The sequence below is a fragment of the Aliidiomarina maris genome (assembly GCF_003987335.1).
Lineage (GTDB): Bacteria > Pseudomonadota > Gammaproteobacteria > Enterobacterales > Alteromonadaceae > Aliidiomarina > Aliidiomarina maris.
Genome location: NZ_PIPK01000001.1, coordinates 73914 through 91543 on the forward strand (window position 1 = coordinate 73914; position 17630 = coordinate 91543).

Below are 17630 nucleotides of genomic sequence, written 5' to 3' on the forward strand. Positions count from 1 at the left end.
AGTGACTAAACAACGGGCACTCGCCCAAATAAGTTGGCGCGGCATTATTGCCATTGTACTTGGCTGTTGTGTCAGCGCCTGCCAACCTGAGCCGTCCCATAGTCGGCTCCAGCATGGCTTGTTGTACTGCGCAGAAGGCAACCCTGAATCGTTTAACCCACAGTTAGTAACGTCAGGGACGACCTTAGATATGACTGCCAACTTGCTCTACGACAGGCTGATAGAGTATAGCGACGACGCCCAAGATTATGTACCTGCCTTAGCCACCGCGTGGGAGGTGAATGAAGACAGCACAGAGTACGTGTTCACCCTGCGCACCGATGTCGAATTTCATCATACTGACTATTTTACCCCAACGCGTACTTTGAATGCCCATGACGTGGTATTCACGTTTCAGCGCTGGCTGGATCCGAGTCATCCCTTTTACGCGGTGTCACTCACCGGATATCCATTCTTCACCGCGGTTGGGCTCGACTCGCTGATCAAGGATATCCGCGCACTGGATGATAACCAGGTGCTCATTCGTCTGGACCAGCCTGACAGTTCATTTATTGCGAATTTGGCCACGGACTTTGCGGTTATCCTCTCTGCAGAATATGCGCAGCAGTTACTCCAACAAGACCGCCGTTCTGCCCTCGACACCCAACCAATTGGCAGCGGGCCGTTTAAATTTCAAAGCTTTCGCAAAGATGTAAGCTTGAATTACCAGCGCCACCCGCATTACTGGCGTGGCGTTGCAGAGTCCGAACGTCTGGTGTTTCGCTTGATCCCAAGCGACCATAAACGCATGTTAATGCTGCTGACTGGCGACTGTGACATGATCCCCTACCCGCCAGCACGTGATCTCAATGACTTAGAGCAGCGCGACGACATCAATTTATATTCGACAGTGAGTCCAAATACCGCATTTTGGGCCTTTAATACCGAGAAGCCACCTTTTGATGATGTACGAGTTCGTCAGGCATTAGCCCATGCGATCAACCGTGAAGCTATTTTGGAGGCGGTTTATTTTGGCCATGCTGCGCTGGCACAAAGTATTTTGCCAAGTACCTCATGGGCCCACTTTGAAGACCCCGAGGCCTACGCCTACGACCCAGAGGCTGCGCGTGAATTGCTTGCGGATGCGGGACTGCATCAAGGGTTTAGTATGGACATTTGGGCGCTGCCAGTGCAACGCGCTTACAACCCAAATGCACGAAAAATGGCGGAACTGATGCAAGCTGACTTAGCCGCGATCGGCGTACGCGCGAATATTGTGAGCTTTGAGTGGAGCACCTTTCGCCGCCGTTTGGCTGAGGGGACCCATGATTCAGTCTTAATTGGCTGGTCAGGCGACAACCCTGATCCCGATAATTTCTTTCGCCCATTACTAAGTTGTGCCGCGGTGCTATCAGGTAGTAACCGTGCACGCTGGTGTGAGCCTGAATTTGACCGTTTAGTGCTACAAGCTATTCGCACCAGTGCGCAAGAGCAGCGTCAAGGTTACTATCAACAAGCACAACAACTGCTCAACGACCAAGTACCACTGGTCCCCTTGGTGCATTCTATGCGCTACCACGCCACGCAACCGAATATTCAGGGCTTCGAACTACACCCTTATGGCGGTATCCAGCTGCATCAGGTTCACAAGCGTGCCCCTGATATCGACGACGCAGAAGATGCGGAGGTGCTGCAACCATGACCCGCTATCTGTTGCGTCAATTGAGCCTACTTGTAGTCACGCTCTTTTTGCTGACTTTATTGTCATTTAGTCTAGGCTACTGGTTTCCCGGTGACGCCCTTGCCAACCTGACCGGCATTCAAACTCTGGATAGCGCGCTTTACCAGCAAGTGGTCGCAAGCCGTGCCTTTGATAGCCATATTCTGGCTCAGTACTTTACCTACTTGGCGCACTTGTTCCAAGGGGATTGGGGGGTGTCACTGCAAGACGGTACGCCAGTCTGGGAAGAGGTTAAAGTGCGCTTTCCTGCAACCATGGAGCTGGTCGTCCTAGCCAGTCTCTTGGCACTGATATTGGGTATTCCTGCAGGCGTTATTGCGGCGATGAATCTCGGGCGCTGGCCTGACCGCCTGTTAATGGGCTTGAGCTTATCCGGCTATTCGATTCCCGTGTTTTGGTTGGCGCAGCTGATGATATTACTGTTTGCGGTGAATTTGCCTTGGTTCCCTATCGCGGGTCAAATCAACCCACTGTATGACGTCACGCCTGTGACCGGTTCAGTGCTGATTGATATTTTGGTGTCTGAACAGGGTCCGAAGGCCGACATGCTCGCCAACGCGTTGCGCCATTTAATCTTACCTGTGGTTGTACTGGCGGTGATGCCTGCGACGCTATTGGCGCGTTTAACCCGCGCGTCCATGCATGAAGTATTACGGCGCAATTATATTAAATCGGCGCGCGCCAAAGGTCTAAGCGGCTCGCAAGTGCTGCTCAAACATGCGCTTCCCAACACCATGCAAGGGGTCAATCGCGATTTAGGGCTGATGTTTAGCTTTCTTATCACCAACGCGATGATAACCGAGGTCATTTTTTCGTGGCCGGGGCTGGGCAGTTGGCTTATCCGTAGTATCTACGAACGTGATTATCCGGTCATGCAAGCGGGCTTACTTACCCTCGCCGCGCTCATTTTACTGGTGAATGTGGTACTCAACATCGTACATGCATGGCGCTACCCGCAAATTCGTCAGGAACTATATGTCAAACGTTAAGTTATTCTACGAAGAGCGCACCCCGTCGCCATTACAGCAAGTGTGGCGGCAGTTTCGGCATAATTGGTGGGCAATGGGTGCCCTTCACGTGTTGGGGTTAGTGGTCATCCTGACATTATTTGCAGGCTGGCTGTCGCCACACTCACCCACTGAACAGTATACCGATGCGCTATCGTTACCCCCGGCTTGGGACGCTGATGGCGAATTGCGCTTTATTCTGGGCACCGATGAACTCGGCCGCGACATGCTCTCTCGCATTCTCCACGGCGCCCAACTAAGTTTTGGCTTGCCGCTTCTGGTTGTGATTGCCGCCGCCCTCGTTGGCATGCCGTTAGGGGCATTAGCGGCGATGAGCCGCGGGGTCAAAAGCTCCACCCTGAAACACTTGCTGGACGTACTACTCAGTATCCCGTCATTACTTTTAGCATTAATTATTATTGCAATCTTGGGCCCGGGTCTAAGTAACGCGCTATTGGCTATTTGGTTGGTGCTCATTCCTCAGTTTTTGCATACGACGCGTAACGCTATTCATGCCCAACGTCATCAAGACTATGTGATTGCCGCGGAGCTCAATGGTGTCAGTCAATGGTACTTACTGTTTGTGGTGATATTCCCCAACACGGTAAAAGTTTTAGTCGTCCAAGTGACAATGGCATTATCCACCGCCATTCTCGATATCGCAGCGTTAGGCTTCCTGGGTCTTGGCGCCCAATCACCAGCGCCTGAATGGGGTTCAATGTTGGCAAAAAGCGTCGAGGTAGCCTATAGCTCGCCTTGGGTGATGGCACTGCCGGGCTTAGCGCTGTGCATTACCTTAATTAGCGTTAACATTGTCGGCGATAGCTTAAAGTCGGCCATAGATGAGAGGATAAAACGCTAATGTTATTGGACGTGCGTAATCTGACTATCACAGGCCAAAGCGAGCATGGCCCCGTTGACGTTGTCGATCGTGTCAGCTTTAGTGTGGCTGAGGGTGAAGTGCATAGCTTAGTCGGCGAATCGGGGTCCGGTAAAAGCTTAATTGCGAGTGCCATTATGGGCTTTCTTGACCCACGCTGGCAGGTTCGCGCCGACCGTCTTTGGTTTGACGGTAAAGACTTATTGAGCATGAGCAAGCAGCAACGACGCAAAATTATTGGCGTCGATATTGCGATGATTTTCCAAGATCCACGCTCTTACCTTGACCCTAACGACACCATTGAAGCCCAACTTGCAGAAGCCATTTTAACCGAAGATTTAGATGCCAAGCACTGGTGGAGTCGACGCAGCGAACGACGCCAGAAAGTGATTCAGTTACTGCACCGGGTGGGCATCAAAGAACACCAACAAGTGATGGAAAGCTTTCCTTTTGAAATTTCAGAAGGCGTTGCACAAAAGGTGATGATTGCAAGTGCGATTGCCCATCGCCCGCGCTTGCTCATCGCCGATGAGCCCACCACGGCGATGGAGCCGGCCACTCGCGCACAAATCTATCGACTATTAGGACGCTTTCACGCCAGTCACAAGATGTCGATTTTACTCATGTCTCAGGATATGGGCACTATCATGCCGGAAAGTCAGCGTTTAACCATGCTGTACAGTGGGCAAATCATGGAATCTGGGCCAACCGAGGCGCTATTAAAAGAGCCGTTTCACCCCTACACCAAAGCCATTACCAGTACCTCGTTGTATCAGCAAAGCCAGTGCCAGCCAAAAACGCACCTACCCACGCTGCCCGGTGCGAGCCCGCCGATGCAACACTTACCCATTGGTTGCCGGTTAGGGCCGCGTTGCCCGAATGCACGCCGTCAATGCGTAGTAACGCCCAGTATTCAAAAGTTTCGCGCCCATGTGTACGCCTGCCACTACCCGCTAAATAGTGCAGGCAAAGAGCAGGGTTTAAAGCGCAGTGATATCGTCCGTGCCGAAGTGGATAGCGACACTGAACAGGAGCATGACAATGACTGAGTTATTGCGAGTCAGTGAGCTCAGCAAAGATTACTTACACAAGGGGCGTTGGTGGACACCAAAGCGGATCCGTGCGCTCAAGCAAGTCTCGTTTAGTTTAAAAAGTGGCGAAACCTTGGCGATCATTGGCGAAACAGGGTCGGGAAAATCGAGCTTGGCGCGTTTAATTGCCGGCGCTGAAAGCCCTACTTCAGGCCAGATATTTTTGCGTGACACTGAACTTAAGCCGCGCGATTACTCATATCGATGTCGTCATATTCGGATGGTGTTTCAAGACAGTGAGGCATCATTGAATCCGCATTTGACCATCGGCCGGCAACTCGAAGAGCCGCTGCTGTTCAATACCTCGTTAAACGCTAGTCAGCGCCGCGAGGCGGTCGCAGAAGCTTTGAAGAAAGTTGGTCTACTGCCAGAACACGCAGTTTTTCACTGCCATATGATGTCGATGGGCCAAAAGCAGCGCGCGTGTATTGCGCGCGCAATTATGCTCAACCCAGATATCATTGTGGCTGACGAAGCCCTCGCCGCTCTCGATTCATCGATACGGGCGCAGATTATTAATTTGCTACTCGATTTACAACGGGACATGAATATGTCGTACATCTTTGTCTCTCATAGCCCCGAAATTATCCGCCATATGGCCGATCGCATTTTAGTGTTACGCGACGGTGAGGTGATTGCCAACGCACCAACCGAAGAAATTTTTGAAAATAATCCAGATAGTTATATCCAAAGTCTGCTGCAACAGACCTATACTCTGGGGTAACTTGATGCATAGTAAAGATTTTGTTAGCGTAATAATGCATTTCGTCGCGCTGACTGTATTCCCAGTGCACTCTTCATTCATATTATTCTGTTAGGAGTCTTTCGTGGAAACAGGTATTCTGATTTCTCTCGCGCTGTACTTCATCGTCATGCTCAGCATTGGCGTTTATGGCTACTTTAAATCCACCAGCGACTTAGGTGATTACATGCTGGGCGGCCGTCGCTTAGGCCCAGGGGTCACGGCATTGTCGGCAGGTGCCTCTGATATGAGTGGCTGGATGTTAATGGGCTTACCGGGGGCCTTTTTTGCAGCTGGTTTTTCTGAAGTTTGGTTAGCCTTAGGCCTACTTATTGGTGCCTATGTCAATTACCGGGTAGTGGCGCCTCGGCTGCGCACGTACACGTACGTAGCCAAGGATTCAATTACCATCCCTGATTACTTTGAAAACCGCTTTCACGATAACACCCGCATTTTGCGCTTAGTGTCCGCGGTGGTGATTATCATCTTTTTTACCCTGTACACCTCATCAGGGTTAGTCGCAGGCGGCACTTTATTCGAGAACGCGTTTGCGATGGATTACCACTTGGGCCTCATCCTTACTGCTGCGGTTGTAGTTGCTTACACCTTACTGGGCGGTTTCTTGGCGGTCAGCATGACCGACTTTGTGCAAGGCTGCATAATGTTCGTGGCGTTGGTGATGGTACCCATAGCAGCCTTCATGGTGCTCGGTGGCACAGGCCCTGTATTGACCGAAGTCGAATCGTTGTCGCCGGCCATGCTCAACCCATTCTATGGTGCCACTTTCCTGGGGCTTATTTCCTTACTGTCGTGGGGCTTGGGGTATTTTGGCCAACCGCATATTATCGTGCGCTTTATGGCGATTAAATCCGTGCGTGACTTTAAAGCCGCGCGCCGTATCGGTATGACGTGGATGACGGTAGCGATTATCGGTGCCATGCTTACCGGCTTGGTGGGTGCCGCCTATATTAGCTTGGAAGGTGCCAATATTGCCGACCAAGGCGCCTATATTGAGGATGGCGCATTAGCCAATAAAGAAACCATTTTCATCGTGCTGTCACAAATTCTGTTTCATCCGTTAGTGGGAGGCTTCCTGTTGGCCGCTATCTTGGCGGCTATTATGAGCACCATTTCTTCACAGCTGCTGGTGACCTCTAGTGCCTTAACCCAAGACTTTTATAAGAGCTTCTTGAATAAAGACGCCAGCGACAAAACCCAAGTGATGATGGGTCGCCTATCAGTATTGGCGGTAGCTGTCGTCGCGGCTGCCCTGTCATGGGTGCCTCGTGACACCATCTTGGGACTCGTGGGTAATGCCTGGGCAGGCTTCGGTGCGGCATTTGGTCCGTTGATTGTGCTTAGCTTGTACTGGAAGCGTATGACCATGTGGGGTGCACTTGCCGGTATGTTGGTCGGTGCTATTACGGTATTAATTTGGATTTACCTACCTTTCGAATTTGCTGGCGACACGCTGTCAGGCCACCTGTACGAAATGGTGCCAGGTGTATTGTTGTCAACCTTAGCCATTGTAGTTGTGAGCCACTTCACTCAGCGCCCAGACCAAAAAGTAGCGGACGAGTTTGAAGAAATGCGCAAAGACTTAAAAGCGCAGCTGGCTTCCAGTAAGGATTAATCCAGCATCAAAAAAGGGGCATTGAATGCCCCTTTTTCTATGCCTATCCTTTTTTCCTTAGATCGCCGCGGCGGAACTTTAATACTTCAATATCTTCCATAATCAAGTCACGCATGCGAATCGTAGTATCGTAACCGACCTGAATGGCTTCCTCACCACGCTCAAACTCTAAGATACCAATATGCCCAAGCTTAGGCTGTAACAGCACGTCAGGTGGGTCACCCGCCATCCTCGCTTTGGTCACCCGCTCTTGCATAATATCGATGGCACCCGCCATGACCCCCATAACACCTGGTGTTTCATGTTCCTTGGTAAATTTCTGCTTTAAATTCTCAAAGTAGCTCTGGCCCTGTGCGAGGAAATTCTTAAACCCTTGCTCACTCGACTTACTGGCTTCTTTTTCTCGTCGCTTGCGCTGCTCAACCTGCTCGGTCATGCCTTGAGGGCTTAAATCTTGTGGCGGAATGTCGGGTGCTTGCACATTAAGCTGTGAGTTTAGGTGCACAGCAATAACAAAATCCGCTTCTAATGCACGGTTTAGTGACACTGGTACGGGGTTGACCAGCGCACCGTCTACCAGCCAACGGTTGTCCAACGGCTTGGGCGATAATAACCCAGGCATTGCGCACGAAGCGCGCGCCACGTCATACACATCGCCTTTTTTTAGCCACACTTCGCGGCCGGTGTAGAGATCAGTGGCGACTGCCGCATAACGGATGTCTAAGTCTTCAACTTTAATTGCGCCAAACTGTTCGCGCGCAAAATTAAATACCTTTTCACCGGATACCACGCCACCGCTGCTAAAAGAGAAGTCTAGTAAGTTAAATACTTCCCAGCGGTCCATGTCGCGCACCCAAGTTTCCATTTCATCTAACCGACCCGCGCAATACGCACCACCGACGAGAGAACCAATGGATGTCCCAGTCACCACGCTTGGGCGGATGCCCATTTCCTGCAGCGCGCGTAATACACCAATATGCGCCCATCCGCGTGCAGCGCCAGAACCGAGTGCAACACCTATTTTTATATCATTCATACTAGCTATGCTCCTCGAAACTAATCTGTTAAACTCCGATCTACTCTAACTGATTGAAATGCTATGTTCTTTTATCTAGCCAGACAACCAATTCTTGACGCAGATCTCAACCTTTATGGGTATGAGCTGTTGTTTCGTGACGGCGAGAAAAACGCATTTCCAAATGTCGATGCAGACATTGCCACCACCAGTTTAATCCAAAATACTGAAATGCAGCATAGCCTTAGCGAAATAACTGGCAAATTGCCGGCATTTATCAATTTTGCTGAAGGTGGCCTACTGAACGGGATGGCCGAGTACCTCAACCCTGACGACGTCGTGATTGAAATACTCGAGAGCGTTAAGCCGACGGCAGAGGTTCGTCATGCAATTAAAATGCTCCACAAACGGGGTTACCGTCTTGCATTAGATGACTACGATTTCGCGCCCGAATGGCTGGAAATATTTCCCTACCTTTGCATGATCAAAGTAGATTTACAGTCATATACCCACCGTAAATTGCAAATCTTAAAGTACCAAATCCGCGACTACGATATTCAGCTTTTAGCTGAGAAAGTTGAAAATCAGGCGCAATTTCATGAAGCAGTCGAAGACGGTTTTAGCTTCTTTCAAGGTTACTTTTTCTCGCGACCTGAGATGATCAAACGCCGGCACTTAAATCCAACCAAGGCCGCTTGCACCGAGCTCTTGGCTGAGTCCGCACGGACTGATTTTGACTTTCAACGCATGGCGATTATTTTGCAGCGCGACGTCGCCCTTTCCTACCGCTTACTGCGCTTCGTGAATGCCGCCGCATTTGGCTTACGAGAAAAAGTCACTTCATTGCAACAAGCCGTTATTTTCTTGGGCGCAGATGAGGTGAACCGGTTTGTCACCATGGCGATTACTGCCACCTTGGCTGATGATAAGCCCAATGAACTAATTCGTATGAGTATTGCGCGAGCGCGGTTCTGTGAGCTTATCAGCCAACGTCATGGCGCCAGAGTGTCTGCTCACCAAGCTTTTATTGTCGGCTTATTTTCAATGCTCGATGCGATGTTTGATGAGCCCTTAGAAAGCGCGTTGAATCGCCTCAACTTGAGTGAGCCCATTGTGCAAGCCCTACTCCATCGCAAAGGCCCATTGGCATTCTATTTAGGCTTGATAGTAAGTTATGAACAAGCCCACTGGCGTAAAATTGAGGCTATTTCGCGCCGCCTCAATATTCCCCATAGCGACATTGCCGAGCTCTATCTGCAGGCCAGTGAGTGGTCTTCTGAGATTGTGCCACCGGACTCGCGTAAGCGTCGTTTATAATCCCTAAGCGATTCGCAGCGGCTAGCTAAATTCATGCAGTTGCTGCGGAAGTTCAAAGATGGTTAGTCGACCTAACCCCTCCGCAGCGCGGTACGCGCCCGTATCTATTAGCCACACATTGCCTTTACAGTGGGCTTTCGCCACAATTTCATGCCCGCACACCACATTATCAATGCCCAGCACTACATTCTGTACCTCACCGCGACCGCGAAGGCGCGACCATAGCGCTTGATAGCGCACCTCTGCATCGTTAGCTAGCGCAGCGGTGAACTCGTCCCAGCTAAGCTGAAAGGGCACATCTGCGTGCACCACACCGACCTGAGGACGACCCTCAGGGGTCAGGATTTCAATGGCAAAGTGCGCCTTTTGTAGCACTGTGTCGAGCATTGACTGCTGCACACTTGGGCGGAGTTGGAAAAACCATTCGCCGCCAAACCGTTGCCAGGTAGCTGCCAACTGACTATCGCCACCATGCATATAGTCCAATAGCACGCTTTCGTGATTACCAATGCAGGCAAAGAACCAAGGTTTGTCTAGATATTCCAGCAATGTTTGAGAATCTTCGCCACGATCAATTAAGTCGCCCACTGATAGTAAGCGGTCTTGCTCGGGGTTGAACCCAAGCTGTTTAAGCGCCCTTTCCAGTAGGTTTAAGCTACCGTGCAAGTCACCGACTACAAAATCACGCCCCGCTTGATTTGCAGCCAGCGTCAGCACATTTTGCTTAAGTTGCCAGCGCGCCACTTAGCTGGCCTCTTGCGCTACCCAGCGCTCAATTTGTTCACGCAAAATAGACAGCGGTAATGAACCATGGCGCAATACTTCACGGTGGAAGTCTCGCACGTCAAAGTTTTCACCTAGAGCATCTTCCGCCTCGGTTCTTAATGCGCGAATTTCGATCTGGCCAATTTTGTACGCTAACGCTTGCCCAGGGAGTGCCATAAAACGTTCCGCTTCAGACACCGCGCGCGCTTCAGCAACTGGTGCGTTGGCGTGCATATAGTCAAGCACCTGTTGGCGTGACCAGCCCTTGGCGTGAATGCCGGTATCGACCACTAAACGAATCGAACGCCAAAGCTCAGCAACTAATGCGCCGAACTGGTCGTAAGGTTCGTATACACCAAGCTCTTCGCCCAAGGATTCTGCATATAAACCCCATCCCTCAATAAACGCAGTTTCACCACCAAAGCGACGAAAGCGAGGTAAATCTGTCATTTCACGCTGCAATGCGATTTGGTAGTGGTGGCCTGGCGCGGCCTCATGCAACGTTAGCGCACCTTTTGCCCATGTTGGGCGGGCGGATAAGTCATAGGTGTTCAAATAGAAAATGCCGGGGCGACTCCCATCCTCAGAAGGTGACTGGTAGCTACCCGAGCTCGCGCTTTGCTCGCGAAAACGCTCTACTTTACGTATTTCATAGTCTGCCTGTGGGAACATATCAGCATGAAATAGCTGCGGCGTGCGAGTGTCGACCATAGCGGCAAACGCTTGGTAGTCGGCTAACATGGCTTCACGACTTGCATATATAAACTGCTCATCGTTTTGAGTGAATTCAAAAAACTCGCTCAGGTCGCCAGCAAAGCCTACCTCATGCATAATCTCTTGGATATTCTCGTGGATTCGCGCAACTTCGCGCAAACCTAATTGATGAATTTCCGCGGCGCTCATGTCTGTTGTGGTGCGCCAACGCACGTTATAAGCGTACCAAGCTTGGCCATCAGGTAATGCGCCAAGGCCATAACTATCGGTGCGCGCATGTGCTAGATAAGTGGTCTCAATAAAGTCATATAAACGCTGGTAGGCCGGCAACAACTCGTCCGTGATCACCCGTTCATACAACTCACTGAGAACTTGTTGTGTGTCCATATCGATAGCGTCGGGCAAATTGACAATGGGTTGGAAAAATAGACTGTCCTGAATATCGTCAACAATGTGGGCCTGAATTTGCGGCAACGCCTTTTCCATCAGCACACGGGGCTGAGTAATGCCTGCTGCGATGCCCTTCTCCATATTCACGATAGCTTGGTCGAGTACCGCTGGAATTTTTTGCATGCGCTTAGCCCACGCGCGGTAGTCGTCTTCATGGTTAAAAGATTGAGCAGATTGACCGGAGCCCAACATCGCATAGCGCCCAGCGATATTATAGAACTGGTCAACTGGAAGTAGATGGGTGGGGAACTGTAAGCCCTCAATCGCTGTTTCACGGTCGCGTTTGAAAATTTGATAACTTAATAAGTCTTGTGCTGATAACTGCTCGACATCAACCAAATCCAGTGCAGTCAGATATTCTTCTTCCAGCATACGCTGACGTGTGCGTTGCTCTTCACTGAACGGGTTTTCTAATCGGTCGTTAAAGCGATGGTCACCCAGAAAGGTAGCACGCAACGGATTCAGCTGTAAGTCAGCGGCGAAATACTCAGCAAACAACTGGTTCAAGTACTCGCCTTGTTGACGCTGTGTCTGTGCACTTTCCTGCTGTTGAGGCTGCGGAGAGCAGGCTGCTAACTGGGCAACCCCTATTACAGCCGCTAGGGCGATGGCTAACTTTGCGTGCGTCATAATTATCTCTTCTTTTATACTCTTTATTATATGCTGCCGTAAGAGCGACTATGTAAGGCATGATGCCACAATTTAGTAGCTTGACCAATAGTCATTAATATAAATGACTCAAGGTCAAGACTCCTAGGGTGCCCATTCGGTTGTTAACATGCCACAAACGCAAAAAGGCCGCAACGCGTGCGGCCTTTTATCTCTATTTTTTGCCAGTGCAATTTATAGGGTTGCGTCAGACTCGGTTTCTACACCAACAGGCTCAGGTTCAACCGTGGCATTCAGCAATAACATGTCACGCAGACGCTTCTCAATGTCATTGGCGATATCAGTATTCTCTGCTAAGAACTTCATCGAGTTCGCTTTACCCTGACCAATTTTATCACCTTGATAGCTGTACCAAGCACCCGCCTTTTCAACCAGCTTGTGTTTGACACCTAGGTCAATCAGTTCGCCCTCTTTAGAAATACCCTTGCCATACATAATTTGGAATTCGGCTTGTTTAAACGGCGGTGCAACTTTGTTTTTCACCACTTTAACACGGGTTTCGTTACCTACCACTTCCTCACCTTCTTTTAGCGAACCGGTGCGACGGATATCTAAACGAACTGAAGCGTAGAACTTCAATGCATTACCACCCGTGGTAGTTTCAGGGTTACCAAACATCACACCAATTTTCATCCGAATTTGGTTGATGAAGATACACATGGTGTTCGACTTTTTCAGGTTTGCGGTCAGCTTACGCAATGCTTGTGACATTAAACGCGCTTGCAAGCCAACGTGGGTGTCACCCATTTCGCCCTCAATTTCAGCTTTCGGGGTCAAGGCTGCAACTGAGTCGACAATCACCACATCAACGGCCGCTGAGCGCACCAACATGTCGCAAATTTCTAAAGCTTGCTCACCTGTATCGGGTTGCGATACCAATAGCTCGTCAACGTTGACACCTAAGTTCGCAGCGTAAACAGGGTCAAGGGCGTGCTCGGCATCAACGAATGCGCAAGTTTTGCCTGCTTTTTGTGCTTCAGCAATCACTTGAAGCGTTAAGGTTGTTTTACCACTTGATTCAGGGCCGTAAATTTCAACCACTCGACCTGTTGGTAACCCACCAATGCCCAAGGCAATATCAAGGCTCAATGAACCCGTTGAAATGGCTTCGATATTTAAGGCTTTGTTATCACCCAGACGCATAATTGCGCCCTTACCAAACTGGCGCTCAATTTGGCCAAGCGCGGCATCTAATGCTTTTTGTCTGCTATCACTCATGTTTTGCTCCAAACAATGATGGGAGGTCATTGGGGTCTAGTATACTGTGGATACATACAGTATCAAGTCTGTTGCGCGATTTCTTACAAAGAAATTATAAGTATTCTACTATAGCGTTGATTTTAAACGATTTATTAAATGCAGCAAGGCGTAATCAGTCGCTTGTAAACGCACGGCCTCACGATCACCGTCAAAGCGTTTGCAGACGCTTACAGTACGTTGCTTGACCACACTGGCAAACCATACTGTACCCACGGGCTTTCCTGCCACGGCCCCACCTGGACCGGCAATGCCTGTGGTCGCGATACTCACACTTGCCTGACCACTACGCAGTGCGCCCCGTGCCATTTGCTCAGCCACTTCTGCGCTGACAGCTCCGAATTGCTCAAGGTTTTGAGGCTCGACGCCTAACAAGTCAATTTTAAGCGCATTGGCATAACTCACCACGCCCCCTTGAAACCATGTGGAGCTTCCAGCTAAATCGGTACACCTTGCTGCAATCATGCCGCCGGTACAAGATTCCGCCGTCGCTAGGGTCAGGTTCTGCGCTAACAACAGTTGCGCTAGCTCGGTCACATCACCACTAAGTGCTTTTGATTCCGCCATACGTTGCTAAAAGCCTCATTCAATGTCACTGAAAGCGAGCTAATGTTTTGCCCGCAACTTAAGGATCATGTACCTTACACGCTAAATTGAATTCACAGGATAACAAGACAGATACTATGGTTGCCAGCTCTCATACTCCGATGATGCAGCAGTATTTAAAGATTAAAGCCGAACATGCCGACACCTTGCTATTTTATCGCATGGGCGACTTTTATGAGCTGTTTTTTGAGGACGCTAAAAAAGCTGCCCAATTACTGGATATCTCGCTGACTAAGCGTGGGCAGTCAGGTGGCCAACCGATCCCAATGGCCGGTGTTCCCTATCATGCCGCAGAAAGCTATTTAGGCCGCTTACTGCGCATGGGAGAGTCGGTTGCGATATGCGAACAAATTGGTGACCCTGCCACAAGTAAAGGCCCTGTTGAGCGTAAAGTTGTTCGCGTGCTGACACCCGGTACCCTAAGTGACGAGGCCTTACTGGACACCCATCGTGAAAACTTACTGGTAGCACTCTCTTGTCAATCACAGATGTCTCAACCATATTACGGGGTCGCCGCCCTGGATGTTTCAAGTGGGCGCTTCAGCGCCTCCGAACATGATACCCTTGACGCTGTATACGCCGAACTTGAGCGTTTGCAGCCAGCTGAATTATTGATTGTCGAGCAAAGCGAATTAGCAAGCTGGTTAGCCCGAGGGCAACTGCGTCAAGTGCCAATTCGCCAGCGCCCAGTTTGGGAGTTTGACGCACAGACATCAAGCCAAGTACTCAGCCGCCAGTTTGGCACTCGTGATCTCGCAGGCTTCGGCTTGCAGCAAGCCAAAGCAGCGACTGCTGCTGCAGGCGCTATTGTGCAGTATGTTAAAGCAACCCAACAAGCCGCACTGCCTCATATTCAAAGCATTCAGTTTGAGCAACCTGACGATGCTATTGTGATGGATGCCGCCACCCGCAAAAACCTTGAGCTTACTCATAATTTATCGGGTAGCCAGCAACATACGCTTGCTGCGGTGCTCGACCAAACGGTTACGGCTATGGGGAGTCGACTACTGAAACGTTGGCTGCATCGACCACTGCGCCAAATCGATGTAATTAACCAGCGCCTTAATGCGGTCGCTTGGTTAATCACCGAGCAACAAGCTGACAGCATTCATGATAGCTTGAAGCTTGTGGGTGATATGCAGCGTATTCTGGCGCGAGTGGCCTTGCAAAGTGCGCGGCCGCGCGACCTTACCCGCTTACGTCAAGCACTGCAGCAAGTGCCAGCGCTTAAAGCTGTCACTGGCGCACCCGATATGCGTCATATTCAACATGCGTTGGGTGATTTCTCCACGCTCGTCGAACATCTGGAACGTGCAGTCATTGATAACCCACCGGTTATTATCCGTGACGGCGGTGTGCTTGCACCTGGCTACGATGCCGAGTTGGATGAATTACGTGCCTTGAGCCAAGGTGCCACGGATCAGTTGGATGCCTTAGCCGAGCGGGAACGCCAGCGCACTGGGATTGCGAATTTACGCGTGGGTTATAATAAGGTACACGGATTTTATATTGAAACCTCGCGCCAAGCCCAAGTCCCTGCGGATTATCAGCGCCGTCAGACATTAAAGAACGCAGAGCGCTATATCATTCCCGAACTGAAAAGTTTCGAGGACAAAGTACTGCGTAGCCAAAGCCAAGCGCTGGCCCTTGAAAAGCAACTTTATCAACAACTGTTAGAGTCTTTGCTACCCCATGTTGGTGCACTCCAACAATGCGCTGATGCCTTGGCGCAGCTCGACGTACTTTGTGCATTTGCGCGCCACAGTGAAACTGCGAACTACTGTCGCCCTGAATTGCATGACGGATTTGGGATGACAATTACGCAAGGTCGCCACCCTGTCGTTGAGCATTACAGTGAACAACCATTTATCGCCAATGACTTGAATATTAATGCCTCACGCAAATTGAGTGTGATTACTGGCCCGAATATGGGCGGTAAATCGACCTTTATGCGCCAGGCCGCACTCATTACATTGATGGCCCATGTCGGCTGTTTCGTGCCAGCTGATGCAGCCCGTATTGGCCGTATTGAGCGTATTTTTACCCGTATCGGCGCGTCTGACGAGCTCGCGTCAGGACGCTCAACGTTTATGGTCGAAATGACGGAAACCGCTAATATACTGAACAATGCAAACGCATATAGCTTGGTGTTAATGGACGAAATTGGACGTGGCACATCAACATACGATGGTTTGTCGTTAGCCTGGGCTTGTGCCCATGCGTTAGCGATGCAAGCTCAGTGCATGACCCTATTTGCCACCCACTATTTTGAGATTACGGCATTAGCGTCGCAACTACCTGCGACCATTAACCTGCATGTCGATGCCACAGAACATAATGACAATGTCGCATTTTTGCACCACGTCAAAGATGGCGCTGCGAACCGTAGTTTCGGCTTACAAGTGGCAAAGTTAGCTGGAGTACCGAACCATGTGATCGACAATGCCAAGCGTAAGCTTGCAGAACTCGAGCGTACAGCACCGCAACAACCTGAGCTATTTGCGACCGCCAATGCCCCAGCGTCATTAACCCCTGAGCAACAAGCCCAGCTTGATGTTGCCAACTCAATTGCGCAACTTAAAGCCGATGAGCTCAGCCCACGCCAAGCTCTAGACTTAATCTACACATGGCAGCAACAGCTTAAGCGTTAGCTGGCTGCGACTAAAAAGCCCCCGCAACCTTTCGCTTGCGGGGGCTTTCTTTATATGATCTGTGCGTACTGCTGAATTCGCCTATAAATCAGATGACTCGAACACCGATTCCAGGCTTAAACCTTGTTGACGCAAGGTTTCGCGTAACTTACGCAATGCTTCAACCTGAATTTGACGCACGCGTTCGCGGGTCAAACCAATTTCGCGACCGACATCTTCCAGCGTCGAAGGCTCATAGCCAAGTAAGCCAAAACGACGAGCTAATACTTCACGTTGCTTGGTATTACGGGTATCCAGCCAAACCAAGATATTACTGCGCATGTCGTCATCTTGAATTTCCTGCTCCGGGCCACTGGCTTTTTCATCCGCAATAATATCCAGTAAGCCTTTGTCAGAGTCACCGCCAATTGGCGTGTCGACCGACGAAATACGTTCATTCAAACGCAGCATCTTGGTCACGTCTTCTACTGGCTTATCCAAGCTCTGAGCAATGTCTTCGGCCGTAGGTTCGTGATCCAACTTATGCGCAAGTTCACGGGCTGCGCGCAGGTACACGTTCAGCTCTTTTACCACATGAATGGGTAAGCGAATGGTACGTGTTTGGTTCATGATAGCGCGTTCAATGGTTTGACGGATCCACCAAGTCGCGTAAGTCGAGAAACGGAAACCACGCTCAGGGTCAAACTTTTCAACCGCGCGGATAAGACCCAGATTACCTTCTTCAATCAGGTCCAGTAAGGCTAGGCCGCGGTTGTTATAGCGACGTGCAATCTTCACCACTAAACGCAAGTTACTTTCAATCATGCGTTTGCGGGCTGCTTCGTCACCTTTCAATGCTTTGCGTGCGAAGTAGACTTCTTCTTCGGCACTAAGAAGGGGGGAGAAACCAATCTCGCTGAGGTACATTTGCGTCGCATCAAGCTTGCGCTGATGCTTACTACCCGAAGAAAGCGCTTCTTCAAGTTCGCTGTCGTCCTGCGCCTGGTCTTGCTCTGCGCTCATGTCCATATCTTCAACTGAGTCATCCGCTTCCGCGCTGTTTACAGTTGCTTCGTTATCGATAAGATCTTTGCTTTCTACACGCATTACCATTCTCCTTATTATGAGACCGGA

14 protein-coding genes are annotated in these 17630 nt (G+C 50.2%); 8 read left to right on the forward strand and 6 right to left on the reverse strand.

The window, feature by feature from the left end; translation table 11 throughout:
• Position 1: 1 nt before the first annotated feature.
• From CWE07_RS00350 to putP, 6 genes are all read left to right on the forward strand, one after another.
• A complete protein-coding gene (locus tag CWE07_RS00350) occupies positions 2 to 1681 on the forward strand; it encodes an ABC transporter substrate-binding protein (protein ID WP_241973967.1) in 1680 nt (559 codons plus the stop codon).
• On the forward strand, positions 1678 to 2709 hold the full coding sequence (locus CWE07_RS00355; protein WP_111567947.1) for an ABC transporter permease: 1032 nt from the start codon (positions 1678 to 1680) through the stop codon (positions 2707 to 2709). Before CWE07_RS00350 ends, CWE07_RS00355 begins: the two co-directional genes overlap by 4 nt.
• Positions 2696 to 3589: an ABC transporter permease subunit gene (locus CWE07_RS00360; RefSeq protein WP_111567948.1), complete on the forward strand. Its 894-nt coding sequence runs from the start codon at positions 2696 to 2698 to the stop codon at positions 3587 to 3589. The genes CWE07_RS00355 and CWE07_RS00360 overlap by 14 nt, the downstream gene beginning before the upstream one ends.
• The gene (locus tag CWE07_RS00365; protein ID WP_111567949.1) at positions 3589 to 4656 is read left to right on the forward strand and encodes an oligopeptide/dipeptide ABC transporter ATP-binding protein; all 1068 of its coding nucleotides are present in this window, start codon (positions 3589 to 3591) and stop codon (positions 4654 to 4656) included. The genes CWE07_RS00360 and CWE07_RS00365 overlap by 1 nt, the downstream gene beginning before the upstream one ends.
• The gene (locus tag CWE07_RS00370; protein WP_420836528.1) at positions 4649 to 5422 is read left to right on the forward strand and encodes an ATP-binding cassette domain-containing protein; all 774 of its coding nucleotides are present in this window, start codon (positions 4649 to 4651) and stop codon (positions 5420 to 5422) included. The genes CWE07_RS00365 and CWE07_RS00370 overlap by 8 nt, the downstream gene beginning before the upstream one ends.
• Positions 5423 to 5525: 103 nt before the next feature.
• Positions 5526 to 7073, forward strand: a complete 1548-nt coding sequence (putP, locus tag CWE07_RS00375; protein WP_111567951.1) for a sodium/proline symporter PutP — start codon at positions 5526 to 5528, stop codon at positions 7071 to 7073.
• Between the two features lie 43 nt (positions 7074 to 7116).
• Here putP and rssA read toward each other — a convergent pair whose 3' ends face one another.
• Complete coding sequence (rssA, locus tag CWE07_RS00380) at positions 7117 to 8109, reverse strand: patatin-like phospholipase RssA (protein ID WP_111567952.1); 993 nt, start codon at positions 8107 to 8109, stop codon at positions 7117 to 7119.
• A gap of 63 nt (positions 8110 to 8172) precedes the next feature.
• On the opposite strand from rssA, the gene CWE07_RS00385 reads away from it, so the two are divergent.
• Complete coding sequence (locus CWE07_RS00385; protein WP_111567953.1) at positions 8173 to 9405, forward strand: EAL and HDOD domain-containing protein; 1233 nt, start codon at positions 8173 to 8175, stop codon at positions 9403 to 9405.
• 21 nt (positions 9406 to 9426) lie between these two features.
• On the opposite strand, the gene CWE07_RS00390 is transcribed toward CWE07_RS00385, so the two are convergent.
• The 4 genes from CWE07_RS00390 to CWE07_RS00405 form a co-directional block, all read right to left on the reverse strand.
• Positions 9427 to 10149, reverse strand: a complete 723-nt coding sequence (locus CWE07_RS00390; protein ID WP_111567954.1) for a metallophosphoesterase — start codon at positions 10147 to 10149, stop codon at positions 9427 to 9429.
• Positions 10150 to 11964 carry a DUF885 domain-containing protein gene (locus tag CWE07_RS00395; protein ID WP_111567955.1) on the reverse strand — a complete coding sequence of 605 codons (1815 nt, stop codon included), beginning with the start codon at positions 11962 to 11964 and terminating at the stop codon, positions 10150 to 10152. It lies immediately after the preceding gene.
• Positions 11965 to 12177: 213 nt separating this feature from the next.
• On the reverse strand, positions 12178 to 13221 hold the full coding sequence (recA, locus tag CWE07_RS00400; protein WP_111567956.1) for a recombinase RecA: 1044 nt from the start codon (positions 13219 to 13221) through the stop codon (positions 12178 to 12180).
• A 108-nt stretch (positions 13222 to 13329) separates the two neighbouring features.
• Positions 13330 to 13827, reverse strand: a complete 498-nt coding sequence (locus CWE07_RS00405; RefSeq protein ID WP_111567957.1) for a CinA family protein — start codon at positions 13825 to 13827, stop codon at positions 13330 to 13332.
• A 116-nt stretch (positions 13828 to 13943) separates the two neighbouring features.
• Here CWE07_RS00405 and mutS point away from each other — a divergent pair, with 116 nt between their 5' ends.
• Positions 13944 to 16517 (forward strand): DNA mismatch repair protein MutS, encoded by a 2574-nt coding sequence (mutS, locus tag CWE07_RS00410; protein WP_111567958.1) that lies wholly within the window; start codon positions 13944 to 13946, stop codon positions 16515 to 16517.
• A gap of 81 nt (positions 16518 to 16598) precedes the next feature.
• On the opposite strand, the gene rpoS is transcribed toward mutS, so the two are convergent.
• The gene (rpoS, locus tag CWE07_RS00415; protein ID WP_111567959.1) at positions 16599 to 17603 is read right to left on the reverse strand and encodes an RNA polymerase sigma factor RpoS; all 1005 of its coding nucleotides are present in this window, start codon (positions 17601 to 17603) and stop codon (positions 16599 to 16601) included.
• Positions 17604 to 17630 lie beyond the last annotated feature (27 nt).

Bases quoted from the DNA above. Each gene is read 5' to 3' on its own strand.
- CWE07_RS00370 (WP_420836528.1), top strand. From the start codon at position 4,649: ATGACTGAGTTATTGCGAGTCAGTGAGCTCAGCAAAGATTACTTACAC.
- CWE07_RS00405 (WP_111567957.1), bottom strand. From the start codon at position 13,827: ATGGCGGAATCAAAAGCACTTAGTGGTGATGTGACCGAGCTAGCGCAA.
- CWE07_RS00385 (WP_111567953.1), top strand. From the start codon at position 8,173: ATGTTCTTTTATCTAGCCAGACAACCAATTCTTGACGCAGATCTCAAC.
- CWE07_RS00355 (WP_111567947.1), top strand. From the start codon at position 1,678: ATGACCCGCTATCTGTTGCGTCAATTGAGCCTACTTGTAGTCACGCTC.
- rpoS (WP_111567959.1), bottom strand. From the start codon at position 17,603: ATGCGTGTAGAAAGCAAAGATCTTATCGATAACGAAGCAACTGTAAAC.
- rssA (WP_111567952.1), bottom strand. From the start codon at position 8,109: ATGAATGATATAAAAATAGGTGTTGCACTCGGTTCTGGCGCTGCACGC.
- mutS (WP_111567958.1), top strand. From the start codon at position 13,944: ATGGTTGCCAGCTCTCATACTCCGATGATGCAGCAGTATTTAAAGATT.
- recA (WP_111567956.1), bottom strand. From the start codon at position 13,221: ATGAGTGATAGCAGACAAAAAGCATTAGATGCCGCGCTTGGCCAAATT.
- CWE07_RS00360 (WP_111567948.1), top strand. From the start codon at position 2,696: ATGTCAAACGTTAAGTTATTCTACGAAGAGCGCACCCCGTCGCCATTA.
- CWE07_RS00365 (WP_111567949.1), top strand. From the start codon at position 3,589: ATGTTATTGGACGTGCGTAATCTGACTATCACAGGCCAAAGCGAGCAT.
- CWE07_RS00395 (WP_111567955.1), bottom strand. From the start codon at position 11,964: ATGACGCACGCAAAGTTAGCCATCGCCCTAGCGGCTGTAATAGGGGTT.